The sequence below is a fragment of the Pokkaliibacter sp. MBI-7 genome (assembly GCF_029846635.1).
GTDB lineage: Bacteria > Pseudomonadota > Gammaproteobacteria > Pseudomonadales > Balneatricaceae > Pokkaliibacter.
The window spans coordinates 2,108,693-2,123,006 of the sequence record NZ_JARVTG010000002.1 but is presented as its reverse complement, the minus strand read 5'-3'; the positions used below and the strand labels follow the sequence as shown (position 1 = coordinate 2,123,006).

General features: G+C 57.7%; 15 protein-coding genes and 1 pseudogene. 3 read left to right on the top strand and 13 right to left on the bottom strand.

Going from position 1 to position 14,314, the window contains the following annotated elements; all coding sequences use genetic code 11:
• Positions 1–317 precede the first annotated feature (317 nt).
• From QCD60_RS29365 to QCD60_RS29315, 11 genes and pseudogenes are all read right to left on the bottom strand, one after another.
• Complete coding sequence (locus tag QCD60_RS29365) at positions 318–1,004, bottom strand: hypothetical protein (RefSeq protein ID WP_279790959.1); 687 nt, start codon at positions 1,002–1,004, stop codon at positions 318–320.
• Positions 1,005–1,052: 48 nt separating this feature from the next.
• Positions 1,053–1,433, bottom strand: coding sequence for a hypothetical protein (locus QCD60_RS29360; protein WP_279790957.1), 381 nt, complete (start codon positions 1,431–1,433; stop codon positions 1,053–1,055).
• A 35-nt stretch (positions 1,434–1,468) separates the two neighbouring features.
• On the bottom strand, positions 1,469–1,750 hold the full coding sequence (locus tag QCD60_RS29355; protein ID WP_279790955.1) for a type II toxin-antitoxin system YafQ family toxin: 282 nt from the start codon (positions 1,748–1,750) through the stop codon (positions 1,469–1,471).
• Complete coding sequence (locus QCD60_RS29350; RefSeq protein ID WP_279790953.1) at positions 1,737–2,000, bottom strand: type II toxin-antitoxin system RelB/DinJ family antitoxin; 264 nt, start codon at positions 1,998–2,000, stop codon at positions 1,737–1,739. The genes QCD60_RS29355 and QCD60_RS29350 overlap by 14 nt, the downstream gene beginning before the upstream one ends.
• A gap of 676 nt (positions 2,001–2,676) precedes the next feature.
• Positions 2,677–3,948, bottom strand: coding sequence for a hypothetical protein (locus tag QCD60_RS29345; protein ID WP_279790951.1), 1,272 nt, complete (start codon positions 3,946–3,948; stop codon positions 2,677–2,679).
• Positions 3,949–4,002: 54 nt separating this feature from the next.
• Positions 4,003–4,704, bottom strand: coding sequence for an STY4526/YPO1902 family pathogenicity island replication protein (locus QCD60_RS29340; protein ID WP_279790949.1), 702 nt, complete (start codon positions 4,702–4,704; stop codon positions 4,003–4,005).
• A gap of 1,062 nt (positions 4,705–5,766) precedes the next feature.
• A pseudogene (locus QCD60_RS29335) lies at positions 5,767–6,543 on the bottom strand (ParB family protein); the annotation flags it as partial.
• Positions 6,544–6,719: 176 nt separating this feature from the next.
• A complete protein-coding gene (locus QCD60_RS29330; RefSeq protein WP_279788013.1) occupies positions 6,720–7,181 on the bottom strand; it encodes a hypothetical protein in 462 nt (153 codons plus the stop codon).
• Complete coding sequence (locus QCD60_RS29325) at positions 7,174–7,935, bottom strand: hypothetical protein (RefSeq protein ID WP_279788014.1); 762 nt, start codon at positions 7,933–7,935, stop codon at positions 7,174–7,176. Before QCD60_RS29325 ends, QCD60_RS29330 begins: the two co-directional genes overlap by 8 nt.
• A complete protein-coding gene (locus QCD60_RS29320) occupies positions 7,928–8,251 on the bottom strand; it encodes a hypothetical protein (RefSeq protein WP_279788015.1) in 324 nt (107 codons plus the stop codon). The genes QCD60_RS29325 and QCD60_RS29320 overlap by 8 nt, the downstream gene beginning before the upstream one ends.
• 10 nt (positions 8,252–8,261) lie before the next feature.
• Positions 8,262–9,095: a ParA family protein gene (locus QCD60_RS29315; protein WP_279790947.1), complete on the bottom strand. Its 834-nt coding sequence runs from the start codon at positions 9,093–9,095 to the stop codon at positions 8,262–8,264.
• A 52-nt stretch (positions 9,096–9,147) separates the two neighbouring features.
• Between QCD60_RS29315 and QCD60_RS29310 the strand changes: the two genes are divergently transcribed.
• Complete coding sequence (locus QCD60_RS29310) at positions 9,148–10,242, top strand: BCCT family transporter (RefSeq protein WP_279790945.1); 1,095 nt, start codon at positions 9,148–9,150, stop codon at positions 10,240–10,242.
• 116 nt (positions 10,243–10,358) lie between these two features.
• Here QCD60_RS29310 and QCD60_RS29305 read toward each other — a convergent pair whose 3' ends face one another.
• Complete coding sequence (locus tag QCD60_RS29305) at positions 10,359–11,129, bottom strand: RNA pseudouridine synthase (protein WP_279790943.1); 771 nt, start codon at positions 11,127–11,129, stop codon at positions 10,359–10,361.
• 220 nt (positions 11,130–11,349) lie between these two features.
• Here QCD60_RS29305 and QCD60_RS29300 point away from each other — a divergent pair, with 220 nt between their 5' ends.
• Positions 11,350–12,645 (top strand): NCS2 family permease, encoded by a 1,296-nt coding sequence (locus QCD60_RS29300; RefSeq protein ID WP_279790941.1) that lies wholly within the window; start codon positions 11,350–11,352, stop codon positions 12,643–12,645.
• Between the two features lie 54 nt (positions 12,646–12,699).
• Here the strand turns inward: QCD60_RS29300 and gcvA are convergent, their stop codons facing one another.
• The gene (gcvA, locus tag QCD60_RS29295; RefSeq protein ID WP_279790939.1) at positions 12,700–13,623 is read right to left on the bottom strand and encodes a transcriptional regulator GcvA; all 924 of its coding nucleotides are present in this window, start codon (positions 13,621–13,623) and stop codon (positions 12,700–12,702) included.
• 127 nt (positions 13,624–13,750) lie between these two features.
• Here gcvA and QCD60_RS29290 point away from each other — a divergent pair, with 127 nt between their 5' ends.
• On the top strand, positions 13,751–13,984 hold the full coding sequence (locus QCD60_RS29290; RefSeq protein WP_104155291.1) for a hypothetical protein: 234 nt from the start codon (positions 13,751–13,753) through the stop codon (positions 13,982–13,984).
• Positions 13,985–14,314: the final 330 nt, after the last annotated feature.

The following is a 14,314-nucleotide window of genomic DNA, read 5'->3' as shown; positions in this document are numbered from 1 at the left end:
GGGCGGGAACGCTTGCCGTGCCCACTGATCGACGCGCTACATGGCGACTGAATGGCCAGATCGTGACGGGTGACAAGACTGCTTTAGTCGTCAGGGGCGTGGCGGAAATTTCTGGTTTTCCGGCGTATCGGGAAGGTCAGGAGGATCAGCTTGAGGCGCGCGGGTGGGCTCCCAATGCATTCAGGCTATGCCGACTGCTCCTGATAGGATTGGATCTGGATTGTGGGGCGGAAGTTGGGGAGACAGCCCTGTATCGGAACAAAGCAGTAGTGCCGTCCTGCATCAAGCCTGACGGCGGGACAGAGGGTTGGGGCGGCTTAATGAGACACGATGGTCGGCGGACAGTGCCTGCGCACAGCAGCGCTGGTCAGCTGAGCGATTTCCTGTTTTGAGTACATGCGTACCGGCGCGTATTCGGGGTAGAACTGCATCACTGGGAAGTACCGCTCGTCATCACTGAGTGACGTGGTTTCCTCTCCTACCACCCAGGCGACCAGGCCTGCTCCCATCTCGCTGGCTAGGGCCACAGCGGCGTAGCTATGGCGTGCCACATCGTAAAATTCAGCCGGGCTCCGGGCGTCGGAGTAATAGAGCATGACTGCATCCTGGTGGCATTTCGCACACAGTAGGGCCTTGCTCTGCTGCCGACGATAGTGCAGGGGGCGGACCGTGGTGCTGGTGTCGGGAAGGATTGCGGTGACATCCTCAATGGTGTTGAAGGCGGGCAGGGCATTCAGCACGGTGGTTATCTCATCCGCCACGCTGTCAAAGCAGGCTTTTCGCCTGGCCGTCATGGGATCGTCCGGCTCGCCCATGGCTTCGACATGAAAAAAGCCGGTAGTGGCCGCCGGATTTTTGACATCCATCCAGATACGGACCAGCAACATACCCACATCACCGAGCACGGTATCCCGAAAAATATATCCGTGGGACTGCCCTTCACGATCCAGTGTAGGCTCTGCAGGGCGAACCGACATCCCTGTCGGCAGAACGAGTAAACTCATGAATAACTGTCCTTACTGATGCGTCTGATGCTGTAAAAGTGGTTTTTCTTATGGTTGTCGGCGTGCCTGGTCCTGCTGGTACAGCAGTTCGGCCTGCTCGTAAAAGTCGGGCAGATTCAGCTGCCTGGCCAGGGCAATGATGTCTGCCGGATCCGGCATCTCATCCCCCCAATTGAGATGGTCGTACAACGGATGCGACTCATCAATGCCGGCCAGGTAATCCTCCGCCCAGTCGTCATAGGTGTAAGGCGCATTCACCAGCTGCGCCATCATGGCGGACGAGATCTCGTTTTTGATCTGAGCGTCACGGGCATCGAGCGCTGCAATTTCCCGATCAAGGGCGGCAAGACGTTTGTCAAACTGCCTGATGATGCGGCCTTCTTTTGCTTTTTGCTTGGCGCGATGACGTCGCTTTTCGGGGCTGGCCATCGGTATGTCCTTCTGTGGCGGGAAATGGCTTTAGATCATAGCCCAAGCTCACTGTGCGAACCGAGGCGGACGAGCTGTAACACCTCGTTATTTAGCTTCCGGTAGATCAACACCAGGTCAGGCTTGATGTGACAGTCCCGGTGGTCATTCCAGTTCCCCGTCAGTGCGTGATCACGGTGACGCGGCTCCAGCGCTTGATCACAGGCGAGAATTTGTACGATGGGCATGAGTTCTGTATCGAGCGTGGCACGATGTGACCCCTTCGCTTCTCGCTTATAGTCGCGTTTGAACTGCCCGGTGTGCTCAATCCTCCGCATGAAGGCCTGCCATCAGCGCCTCAACACTGTCGAAGCCCTTGAGGTTACCGGCACGGGCCTCACGCATGGCCGCAATGGTGGTTTCGTTCGGTACCAGCGGCTCGAACGGCAACGCCTTATCGTGGGCCACACGTGTCAGCAGGATGCGGAAAGCATCGGACACAGTGAGGCCCATCGTCGCCAGTACAGTCGATGCTTCTTCTTTAATGTGTGCGTCGATACGGGCACGGACAACAGCGTTTGCGGACATGATACGTTCCTCCAGTTTTATGGGCCACATTGTAGCCCAATAGTCCATCAAAACCCACTGCCGTGTTTTCTGGACACCGGGGGGCTGGGGCGCAGCCCCAGAATAGGCGCTGCACGGCCAGGCAGAGGGATGCCATGTCTGCCCGCGCCGGTACCCGCCCATCTGTCCCGTCACCACGGCGGTTTGCCCCTCTGAGCGCCCCGTGGCCATTGTCGCGGGCACGGAACAATAGGCCGATTCTGCGCCCTCCCGCGCCCTGAGTAACCGATGATGTGCGCATAGTACGGTGCATTCAGTAGTACACCTGCAGTGCGGGAGATGGGGCGCAGCCCCGTCCGGGTGCGGGCTGGCCCGCGTAAGGCCGCATGCCCGAAGGGCATCGAGAGGCCGCTTCATTTTCAGCAGCGCAGCTGCCAGAAGATTAAGCAGATTTCCAAGCAGATAAAGAGGCAGAGGACACTTAAAAGAATAGTGCTGACAGTTAAATCAAAACTACTGACACTTAATTTTTAACTATCTGGTTAATAACGCCGTGATCGCGGTCGTTCAGGACGCGCCGGGGTGGTCGACGTGGGTGGGATCGGTGTTTTAGGTTAAATAACGATCAATCTGGAGGTGGCAAAGGCCGGTAGTGCGATGAGGGGAGAAATTCAGGCAAGGGGAGGCCGTGGCGCCTTCAGTGGGCGGCCTCGGCGTGTTCGTGTTCAGGTTGCTGCTCTTTCCATGTTTCAAACGGCTGCAGCTGCTGCCTGACCCGCTCTCTCACCCAGTAGGGGGGATGGCCATGTTGCTCCTGCTCGCGGCAGAGACTGGACATCAGCAGGTGCTGGTAGCCCCGGTAACGCTGCCAGAGGCTGGCTGCCAGCTGTTGCTCCGGTGTTTTTTCGAGCGGGGTATACCCAGGGCGGCAGCGACCCGCCAAATTACTGGGGCGCAACTGGCCCCGCACTTTGGCGCGGGCTTCGCGCTCGGCTTGCCGTTTTGCCACAAAGTCTGGGCGCGTGGCGCGCCAGATATTACGCCGTTTGGCCAGCTCACGCCGGCGGTTGTCACGGAACTCGCGTAACTGCCGTTCGCTGACAACACCCAGCGAAATCAGGGAAGCGGCGCTGATCGATTTCACTGCCGTGAGGGCGTACTTGTGGCCATCGCGTTCTTCATAGCGCTGTACGACCGTCAGGTGGCCTTTGTTCTTCAGGGCTTTGGTGGCACGGCGATAGCGCTGCGTAGGGCGGAACGTCCAAAGACCGAGGGGAAGGTGGGGGTTTTCCGGTTCAACAAGGCAGTCACCATCCGGTGTACTGGCTGACAGGGCAATCTCCAGCATGGATCGATGGCTGAATGATCCGTCATCGCGCGGGGTGCCAATGTGGATGTCATCGCCGGTACTGGCAAAATTGGCCATTTCTACCATGGTGGCCAGTACCCGCACCTCAATGAGGCGTAACTCTGAGCGATCGCAGCGGGGCGTTCCGTCCAGGTTGGCCTTGCCGGAGTTGGTGAACAGTGGGTAGAGACGCGGGCTATCGTAGACCGGCGACACAGCACCCTGGTATTCGTGGCCATGGGTGCCGCTGCTCAGAAAGACGTTGCGGATGCGCTGAATGGCCTGGGGCAGATCGTCAAAATCCACCAGGGGGTTAGCGATCCGCTCATTAACAGGACGCTGGGGACGATGGCCACAGCGGTTGCCTGTACCGATATACAGGCCGGGGTACATGTAGGGCTGACGGCCATGCAGGACTTTGCCGGGCAGGATCGCCTTCTTCTGTTCTTGCTTCTGCTCGCGTTCATCCAGGGCGGTCTGGATGGCCAGACGCAGGGGGTGACGATAGGGCTCATCCCCCTCGCGTACAAGGAGATCGCCATCGAGCAGGTGCCGTAACACCTGCTCGTCATGGCAGTAGCGCTGCACGATATGCGGCATTAAGCCTGGGTTGATCCTCATGACCATCCCCCAGCTTTTATGCGGGCGCGCTTTGATGGTGATCGTCACAGGCGCTTAGGCAGGCTTTTTCAGCAGTCTGACGTGCCGTACCATGCTGTCAGTATGGCTTTGTTCACGCAGATGACGGGCACGGAATGCCTTCACCCCCTTGCCGAACAACCGCTCGTCCTCGATCCAGCCACTGACCAGATGCCAGCAGCTGGCAAGCGAGAGCTGCGCCTGATCAGGTCCAAAGAGGCCATCGCGGGCCTCTTCCGTCAGTCGGCACATGGCTTCGAGGAAGGCATCCGTGCTTTCTGCAGCCTCTGGCTGCACCACTTCGTGCCACCGCTCCCACAGCGCTTTTTCCTGCTCCTCTGACGGCATTTGCTGCCGGCCTGAGGAGATCTGAATGCCCTGCAGTCGGCGCACAGAAGCCGCCTCGGTGGAGTTCAGTCCAAAGAACTCTTCAAGCAGTGAGTAGGAGGCGCCCAGGTTCATCGCTCTCACCATGCGCTCATCCCGGTTGCTGTCATTCAGCAACCGTCGCACAACGTTCCTCAACACTGCACGGTTCACCGACACTTCGGCCATAGGCACGGTGCAGTTGCACAGACGAGCAAACGCCGTTGCGGACAGCAACTGCAGCATGGCGGCATCGTCGGCCTCGACGCCCAGATCCTGCAGGCGGGCCAGATCGCCCCGTTCAATGGTGCTCATGATCTCGGTGATGAGCGCCTGGTTTAATACATGAACTAAGCGTGGGGAAAGGGACATCTTCCTTATATCCTTTTGGTACGGGTTGGGTTAGTGCTGAGTCCGGCTGCGGACAACACGCCCGAGCCGGATCAACCGGAATAAGCGCAACACGTCTGCATCGGGCAGGTCGCCCATCAGCAGCGCATGCGCGGGAAAATCGAAATGGCCAGCATCTGTGCTAGTCAGCAGGCTCAGCCACTGAGCCAGCTGCCCTGCAGCGGGGGTGGCCAGGTCGTCCAGGGCTTCGGGCTGGACGACAAAGCCCATCAGAGCATCGCTATCCATATCAACCAGCTCCGGCACACCGGCCATCATGGCCATGACCATGGCAATGTCCGCCGCCTGATACTGGAGCTCATCGGTCGAGATGGCCTCGTCAATGGCCCACAGATCGTCAAATCCGAGACCAGGATCAACCACCGTTGTCCTGGGCAGGACGGCAGGGGTCACTGGCGTGGGGGCAACAGCAGGGGCTGCCACCGGGGTGACCGCAGGGGCTGGACTGCTGGCCGGGAACACCGGGGCGGGCGTGGGGGTGGGACCCAGTGGAGTGGGGGCTGCATGAGACCCGGGCGTGGTGGTCACGACCGTATTTACCGACGGGGTGAGTGTGTGGCTGGCACCAGGATGGACCACTGTCTGGGCGGAACTGGACAGGGGCAGCGGTGCCTGATCGTCAATCAGATCCAGCTGCTCCTCCGCGTAGTCGTCATCGAGGCGATCGTCGTCCGGCACGCTGTTACCGGCCTGGGCGGCAGCAGCTTCTGCCGCTCTGCGCTCGTTGGCCCGTTCCCGGCCTTCCTCCATTTTTAGCCGTCGTTCTTCGCGCTCTGCGTCGCGAATGGCCGCTGCCGCCGACTCGGTCGCAAGCTCGGCGTCGATCTCCAGCCACTTCTCTTTGGTGGTCCCGCCCTGCAGAAACAGGAGCGCGTTGTTATTGTGGCGCGTCCCGGGTTTCTGCATCTCCGGGTTATCCGGGTTCAGCTCGCGGGTCACTCGCGAGAGCCAGCCGGCCAGGTCTTCCGTGAAAAACCGTATGATCTCCGTACTGTTCGCTAATGCGATCAGCGCGGCCTCCTCGTCATTGTCATGTTGCTGCAGTGTCTCGTTCCAGCCAAGCTGGAACAGGCCTTCCCGCTCTTCGGGCTGGGGTATAAACGTTCTCCAGTATTCCCAGGCGCCAGAGCGCATTTTTAGCAGCTGTTCAATCTGTGGACGGCCCATGCCCAGCGTTAGCAGATTGGGGATGCAGGGGTAGAGGTCACGGATCGCTGCTTCCATACGCGATATATGCGACTGCTCAATAGGAAAGCCGTCTTCCTTTAGTCTTCGGGCCAGTTCCCGCTGAGAGATCGCCGCCCCTTCCTGCTGCTCGTACAGCGCTCGGGCACGGGCAACACCCAGGGCTTTTTCGATAAAGGTCAGATCCGAGCGCAGGGCGTTTTCGGCCAGGTGGCCGACCAAGGTATCCAGTTCGCCGATAGTCGCGCTCTCGTGACCGTCGACATCCAGCAATTTCCAGGGTTTGAACAACACAGGGATCCTGAAAAAGCGCTCGTCCTGTGTTTCTGCCCACAACTCATTGAGGATCGCCAGGCGCGTGTTGCCACCATTACGGATGATGTAATAGGTCTCCCCGGGCCTACGGGTTACTGGGGGCGGGTTGTCCAACCCGCGCTTCAGAATCGAGGCTTTGATGTCTTCATACAGCGGATTACGCGACAACCGGGGGTTGTTGTCGAAAGGCCGTAACTGATCGACCGTCAGGACCATGGGCGTATCCGCTATGGGATCAGAAAAGGCGATAGCGCCCGAATGGCTGGCACTAGGAACAGGGCGTAGCAGGTTGGCCCGCATGGCCTCGGCGGTGACTTTTTTACTCATAAGCAGGCTCCTGCGCGGTTCGGTGGCTCAGGTAGTGATATTGATAACAGCAGGACTTCGGCATGACTCCGCACGCTGCCCGTCGACGTTGGGGGTGTTGATCGCATCCAGGGTGAAATCGAGTCGTGGTGAGTCATGCCAAAGTCCTTCTAGCGCGAATGAAACGGAGCCACGGCGTGATGCTGGCGTGCCCGGAAGGCCAGCATCACGTCATGGGACAGTGGGGTGTCAGGGGGCCCGTCAAAGACGGTTCGGGGCAGAGCATCGATGTTGGTGCGCTCCGCAGATCGGGGCGTCTGGGCGTGACGTGCCCACAACGCCTGAAAGCGGTCGTCCCCAGCGAAGATGACCTGATGGGGCAGGCGGCCTGTAGCCGCGTAGCCATACAGCACGTTGAAGAACGCTGATTGATCGTGAGCTTCCAGTTGCTTGAAATAGGGCAGATCGCCAGCGTAAAACGCCAGCAGGCAACGGATGGTTGCCTCGCCGTGCTGCCCCTCTGTGCTGGCCAGCAACTGCTCCACCGCGGCGGGGTAGTCCTGATCCAGCGCCTCTTCATGCTCCAACGACAGCGGGAAGTGGAAAAAGTGTGAAGAGAACGACCTAGTCATGGCACACCTCCTGACCATGGACATAGCCGAGGCGTTCAATGAGCGCTGAGAGTGACAGCTGAGGCCAGCGTGTGACCAGGGCTGCAAAGCGGGCATCGCCGTCGTCGATCAGCTCCTGAGGCCCTTTTCCCGTGCACGCCCGTGCGTAAACCACCATCAGGATGGCGCTTAGCAGCTCCTCTTTCGCGTCAAGAGCGAGTGACAGGCGGGCAATATTCCACTGGTAATACGTACCGTCATACGCCGAGAGCAGTATCTGGGCGGCGATACGTCCCAAGCTGGTCTCCTGCTGGGCCGAGGCCAGCAGGCGCTCTACCGCCTGCTGGTAATGGTGATTGAGCACCTCGGGGCCCATGGACTGCATCGGGGCCTGCCAGCCATACTTGTGGTACTGGTGCTGAATGCGAACGCTGGCATGCAGCACATTCCAGCGCTGGACCAACGCATAAAAGAGGGCATCGCCGTTATCGATCAGCCCCTGAGGCTTTATTCCAGTACGTGCTCGTGCGTAAACCACGGTCAGGATGGCGTTCATGATCGCGTCCTCACCGGCACCAAACCGTCCGAGATCAGTGATGTCCAGCTGATAGTCATCGCCGTTATAGGCTGACAGCAGCACCTGGGCAGTGACACGAGCACCCTCCGTGTCCAGGAGGGCAACAGGAAGCAGGTACTCGATGGCCTGCTGGTAATGGCGTACCAGATCCTGGCTGCTCAGGGTGAACAACGGACTAAACAGGGAGGCATTAGTCATGGTGTGACTCCTTGTGAGGGACGAGGGACTGCAGACCGGGCGGCAGGTCAGCCAGATCGGCAAACCCGTGTAGCAGGGAATAGGTATTGATGATGCGGGTATCGACGCTGCGGCTGGCCCGCTGCAATGACGGGCTGTCGCCGTAACAGGTCACATCGATATTGCATAGCCCGGCTGAAACCACCGAGCTGTTGGCCAGCCCTGGCAATAATTGGGCGGCCTCAGCCATCTGTTCATGACTGAACAGATCCGGGAATATGACGGGGAAATGGCGTACCCCCTGTCCCATCGGGACACCTAACATGATGTATTTCATGATGGCGTCCTTACTTCAGGGTCTTGCAGTAGGCTGTAATCGTTGCCTCATGCTCTGGCAGCAGCTCCAGAGCAAGATCAACCATGCTTTCAAGGCATGAAGGGGCCTGACGGCCTGCGGGGCGTTTGGGTTCGTATCGATGTGCAGCCACGCCTAATGCACTGGCATTTTTGTAGGCCACCAGGTCGGGGACTTCTGTCTGTAGTACCGTGAACCAGCATTCCTCCGTCGCCATACTCTTAATGAGCTCGGTGACCATGGTGCTGTTGTTGGTGTTGTCTATCTGATTCAGCAGAATCTGCATGGTAGGGATGGTTATCCCCATAGCCTCTGCCATCGGCGTCAATTCCGAATACAGTTGACCCATTCCCCGAATGAATTCGCGAGCGCTTAACGTTGCAGTTGTAACTGGAGATACCACCAAGTCCGCAGCTAGCATTGCCATGTCCAGCACAACGCTTCGGGCACCTTGGGTATCTAGCAGGATGATGTCGTAGTCGAACCGGGTCAGGAGGCGCCGTAATCGAATGCGACCATCGGGGGCATGCAAAAGTGACGTCCCTAACGAGCCTGATGGATCGTTGGACTTTACGAGGTCCAGTCCGTCGATACTGGTCCTGGAAATGATCTGATCGGACGGAGACAGGTTTTGGCTCAGTAGTTCGCTAATGCCAAAAGGGGCTTCCGACGTCAGATGGAAATAACTGCTCGCTGTGGGCTGAATATCCAGGTCAACGATGAGAGTCCGTAAGCCAGCGTCGGCAAGGAGCGCTGCCAGATTAACAACCGTTGTGGATTTGCCGACTCCGCCTTTTGAGTTGGTGACTGCGATAATTTTCTTCATATAGCCTCCGAAAAATGATGTTTTCCTATTGCGTTTTGTCGGAGGAAGATGTTTGACGGGCTGGAAACTTGACTTATATGCCTACAAACCCAACGACTGGATTGGTGGCTGGACCCTGTTCTACTGGGGCTGGTGGATTGCCTGGTCACCTTTTGTCGGCATGTTCATCGCCCGCATTTCCCGTGGTCGCACGATCCGTCAGTTTGTACTTGGGGTGCTGTTTGTGCCGGCTGGCTTTACCCTGATGTGGATGACGGTGTTCGGTAATACCGCTATCCATATGATTCTTGATCAGGGGCTGAGCAGTCTGGGAGACACGGTCAATAACAACACGGCGCTGGCATTGTTTGCTTTCCTTGAGCAGTTCCCGTTTTCTGGCGTGCTGTCAGTGCTGGCGACCATCATGGTGGTGGTGTTCTTCGTGACCTCGTCTGATTCCGGTTCAATGGTGGTGGATATGCTGGCATCAGGCGGTGATGACAATACGCCGATCTGGCAGCGGGTGTTCTGGGCCAGTACCGAAGGTATCGTGGCGATTGCGCTGTTGCTGGCCGGTGGCCTGAGTGCTTTGCAAACCGCCACTATCGTGAGTGCGCTGCCCTTTGCTGCAATTCTGCTGGTGGCCTGTTATGGCCTGCACAAGGCGCTGATTCTGGACAGCACCAAACGTGCTGCCGTGCAGACCTCGCTGAGTGCGCCTGCACCGCTAGGCGGTATCCCGGCCAGTAAAGCCCTGACCTGGAAGCAGCGTATCAAGACCATTTCCAGCTTCCCCAACCGCGATGAGGTGCGGGGTTTCCTCAAACAGGACGTTGAGCCTGTACTGCGGGAAATGGCGGAGGAATATCAGGCGCAGGGCTATGAGGTCGAGGTGAAGGTGAAGGATGATCGCATTGCACTGGAGGTACAGCACGGTGAAGAAATGGACTTTATCTACGGTGTGCGTGCCCGTCCCTATGTGCCACCGTCCTTCCTGCTGACCGAGACGCGCGAGCAGGAAGAGAAGCGCCGCTACTTCCGTGCCGAGGTGTTCCTCAGCGAAGGCGGGCAGAACTACGATGTGTATGGCTACACCCGTGACCACATCATCAGTGATGTGCTCGACAAGTATGAGAAGCACATGCACTTCCTGCAGCTGGTGCGTTAGTTAAAGACGGGCTGGTTCACGTCCCGTCCCGTAAAAGCACAACAGGCGACCCTTGGGTCGCCTGTTGTGTTGATGGCCGGTGGCCGCTGGCAATTGATTCCGCTTTACCCTGCTGATTACAGCCGCTCTTTGGCTGTCACGTAACGCCACTGCTCGCTCGGCAGCTTGCCCATGGACGTACCACCAAGGCGGATGCGTTTGATACTGAGCACCTGCAAGCCAACGCTTTCACACATAAAACGCAGCTGACCGGGTTCGGGCGCCTTGATGGCAAAACGCAGACGGTTTTCGCTCTGCCAGCTGATCTTGGCGCGCGGCAGGGAGCGGCCGTTCATATTCATACCGTGATTGAGCTTGCGCAGGATAAAGGCATTGACCTCATCTTCGCCGGGGTCGATCTGCGAGCGGTCGTCACTGACTTCTATCACATATTCCTGCTCGATCTTGCCCGCATCTTCAGTGGCCTTGCGCACGGTGCGCCAGTCCTGACTGAACAGCGCCAGACCACTGGCGCCTTCCTGCAAGGGCAGCAGATAGGTCTGTTTGGTGAAGTGCTTGCGCAGGGCGAAGATGCCTGAATTGTCTTCTGCCCACTGGTTTTCCAGAATCAGCAGCGACATGGCAAGACCGCCAGTGGGTGAACTGCTCAGCTCGGCAGGCAGGTTCATGATCAGGGTGGCTGGTTCGATAGGGGTCAGGTTGGCATCGGGGTGCAGCTCGACCTGCTGATCTTCAATCTTGAAGTAGGGCTCATCGATGACCTTGCCGTTCACCAGTACCCAGCCACCTTCAATATACTGTTCGGCCTCGCGACGGGAGCAGGGCACCAGCGCCATGACCACTTTGGACAGGCGGGTAGGGGCGTTGTTTTCAGTATCGGCAGACATGGCAGGGCTCACGCAGTAGTCGGAAAGTCAGCCATTGTACTCTGAGTTGGCAGCAGCACCGACCAAAAATACAGAGCGGATGAACGGCAGTCAGGGTGTTACAGGTTTTTTCACTCGACTGTCTCAGTCTGGCTGGTATTATGCGCGGTCTGAATTTTGACCATCTGGTTGGTCAGGTTTTTCCTGCCAGCCGGAGCCCACTCTGGAGTTGTGAAAAACGATGCTGGAAAAGCTGTTTCAACTGAAAGCCCACAATACGCGGGTCAGTACCGAAATTCTCGCCGGGATCACCACCTTCCTGACTATGGCCTACATCCTGTTCGTCAACCCCAGCATTCTGGGGGCGACCGGCATGGACAAAGGCGCAGTGTTTGTTGCCACCTGTCTGGCCGCGGCTTTTGGTTCGGCCGTCATGGGCCTGATTGCCAACTACCCTATCGCGCTGGCACCAGGGATGGGTCTTAATGCTTTCTTTACCTACACGGTAGTCCTGCACATGGGCTACACCTGGCAGGTCGCACTGGGTGCGGTCTTCCTGTCGGCCACCATGTTCTTCGTGCTGTCGCTGTTCCGCATACGCGAATGGATCATCAACAGCATTCCGCTGGCACTGCGCTCCGCCATTGCTGCCGGTATCGGCCTGTTTCTGGCGCTGATTGCCCTGCAGAACGCCAAGCTGGTGGTCGATAACCCCGCCACACTGGTAGGCATGGGTGACCTGACACAGCCTGAACCCATTCTGGCGGCACTGGGCTTTATCCTGATCGTGGCGCTGGAAGCACGTAAAGTGACCGGTGCGGTGATGATCGGCATTCTGGCCGTAACCTTTGCCGCCATCGCCATGGGCGTATCGCAGTTTGGTGGTGTGGTGTCCATGCCCCCCAGTCTGGCACCCACCTTCCTGCAGCTGGATATCGCCGGTGCCCTGAATATCGGCTTGTTCAGTGTGGTATTCGCCTTCCTGTTTGTGGATCTGTTCGACAACTCAGGCACCCTGATTGGCGTGGCCAAGCGCGCCGGACTGATGGGAAAAGACGGTCATCTGCCGAAGATGGGTCGCGCTCTGATTGCTGACAGTACGGCGGCCATGAGCGGTTCGCTGCTGGGTACCTCCACCACCACCAGCTATATCGAATCGGCTGCGGGAGTGAGTGCCGGTGGTCGTACCGGTCTGACCGCCGTTGTTGTGGCACTGCTGTTCCTGCTGGCGCTGTTCTTTGCACCGCTGGCGGGCAGTGTGCCTGCGTTCGCGACAGCACCTGCATTGCTGTATGTCGCCGTATTGATGACATCCGGTCTGGCGGAGATCGAATGGGATGACATTACAGTTGCTGCCCCGGTAGTGGTCACTGCGCTGGCCATGCCGTTCACTTACTCCATTGCCAACGGCATCGCCTTCGGTTTTATCGCCTGGACCGCAATGAAAGCGCTGTCTGGCCGCTGGCGTGAACTGAACCCGGCACTGGTTATTCTGTCAGTACTGTTCGTGATCAAACTGGGCTGGTTTAACGCCTGATCATGATGCGCGCTGGAGAGCCTGACCGGGCTCTCCTTAGCGTTGTCCCTTCTTTTATTCCTCCCATTCCTCACCGACCGGGTCATTGGCATCCGGTGCCTGCATTTCACTGATCAGCCATTCCTTGAAGGCTTTCATACCTGCCGTCAGTGGGCGGTGCTTGCGGTACACCAGATAAAACGCCTTGTGGGTATCGAGCATGATGTCGAACGGTACCAGCAGGTGGCCGGAGCTGATTTCTCTTGAGGTCAGGGTGCTGTCGGCCAGCGCCACGCCCAGACCTTCCTGTGCGGCGGCGGTGGCCAGCTGACTGCTGGACAGCTGCAAGCTGCCTTTCGGGGTAATAAAGGCGACCCCAGCCTGCTCCAGCCAGTTCTCCCACTCGTATTTGCGCTTGTTGACGTAGATAAGGGTGTGGTGGCGCAAGTCTTCCGGTTTATTCAGCGGAAAGCGGCCCTTCATCAGGCGTGGGCTGCATACAGGTACCAGCATGACGTTGCGCAGGAAGTGCACTTCGATGTCTTCCCATTCGCCGTTGCCGAAATACACCGCCATATCGGTATTGGAGCGGTTGAAGTCGATCAGGCCCATGGAGGCATTGATCTGCAGCTCGATGTCCGGGTATTTCTCCTGAAAGCGTGCCATGCGCGGCATCAGCCAGCGGGTAAGAAAGTTGGGAGCCACGCTGATGGTGACCACGTTGGTTTCCAGATTGGCCGTCAGGCGTTGTGTCGCGACCTCGATTTCATCCAGCGCATGCTTGATAGAGGTCAGGTATTGCTCGCCAGCAGGCGTCAGCTCTACCTTTCGCTTGTTGCGGCTGAATAGGGAAACTCCCAAATATTCCTCAAGCGTTTTGATCTGGTGGCTGACTGCGGAGGCTGTTACAAAAAGTTCCTCCGCAGCCGCTGCAAAGCTACAGTTGCGGGCGGATGACTCGAAAACACGCAAGGCATTGAGCGGTGGCAGACGGCGCATGATGTTACCTTGACTGGTGAAATAAACTCAGCATTCTGCTTAGAAAGGTTCGCTTTTTCAATAGTCACTTAGACATTAGTATAGGCTGCGTACAAAGTGATCAAACACCTTTCCCAACGGAGTGAATATGATGTCTACCTATGAACTGAAACTGGATGCCAAAGGCAACATCGATACTCAGTACTACCTGTCTCAGTCAGGTGTGAAACTGGATAGCAACGGCAACGTTGATACTGAATACTACGTTGAACTGTCCAAGCAGCTGCGTTACGAGTACATGGCTGAGCTGGGTGCTGCACTGAAAGCCAAGATCAAATCCCTGTTCCGTGTTGAACTGCCCAAGCTGTCCAGCAGCCACTAAGCGCGACGGACGTCACCTGCGGGTGATGTGGCAAGCTCAACGACTGCAACAGTCAACCAACTCCTTTATGTAAGAACAATCTATCTAAAGGATGTGAGCAGGCCAGCCGTATGGCGCACTATTTTTGGGGCCTTCAGTGGCCCCGAGAATTTTCCCTCCTGATCTACCCCTCTTTGTGTTCCTGATCTCATCCGTCGTGCAGCGCTAATGTAGTAGCCGCCTCGCTGGTTTTTCTGTCCTTCTATCTTTGACCGCTCCGGCTGTTATTCGTCTTGCTGATAGCAACATGACGTCATGACCTGAGTCTGACGCATTTGAGTGCGTTGTCTG